The sequence below is a fragment of the Streptomyces sp. AC627_RSS907 genome, assembly GCF_019049165.1.
In genome coordinates this window covers 1-659 of sequence record NZ_JAGMUE010000398.1, presented here as the reverse complement: position 1 = coordinate 659, position 659 = coordinate 1, and the positions used below count along the sequence as shown (strand labels likewise).

Annotated in this window: 1 pseudogene; it reads left to right on the top strand. The window is 68.4% G+C overall.

Annotated elements, in window-relative coordinates:
- Positions 1-659, top strand: a pseudogene (locus KUM32_RS36095) (DNA topoisomerase IV subunit B); the annotation flags it as partial.

Here is a 659-nt window from a genome sequence, read left to right as displayed (position 1 = left end):
CACGTCGCTGACGTTCTGGGCGGACGGCGCGATCTTCGAGACCACCCACTTCTCCTTCGAGACGCTGGCCAGGCGCTTCCAGGAGATGGCGTTTCTCAACCGGGGGCTCACCCTGACCCTGACCGACGAACGTCCCTCCGCGCGCGCGACGGCCGCGCCCGACGAGGTCGGCTCGGACGCCGTCGCGGAGCGGGCGGCCAAGACGGTCTCGTACCGCTACGCCGGCGGCATCACCGACTTCGTCGCCCATCTGGGCGCCCGCAAGGGGGAGCCGGTCCATCCCTCGGTGATCTCCTTCGACGCCGAGGAACCCGAGCGCGTGCTGTCGGTCGAGGTCGCGATGCAGTGGAACACCCAGTACACCGACAGCGTCTACTCGTACGCCAACGCCATCCACACCCACGAGGGCGGCACCCACGAGGAGGGCTTCCGCACGGCGCTGACCACCGTCGTCAACCGCTACGCGCGGGAGCGGAGGCTGCTGCGCGAGAAGGACGACAACCTCGCCGGTGAGGACATCCGCGAGGGTCTGACCGCGATCATCTCGGTCAAGCTGGGCGAGCCGCAGTTCGAGGGCCAGACCAAGACCAAGCTCGGCAACACCGAGGCGAAGACCTTCGTGCAGAAGGTGGTGCACGAGCGGCTGTCCGACTGGTTCG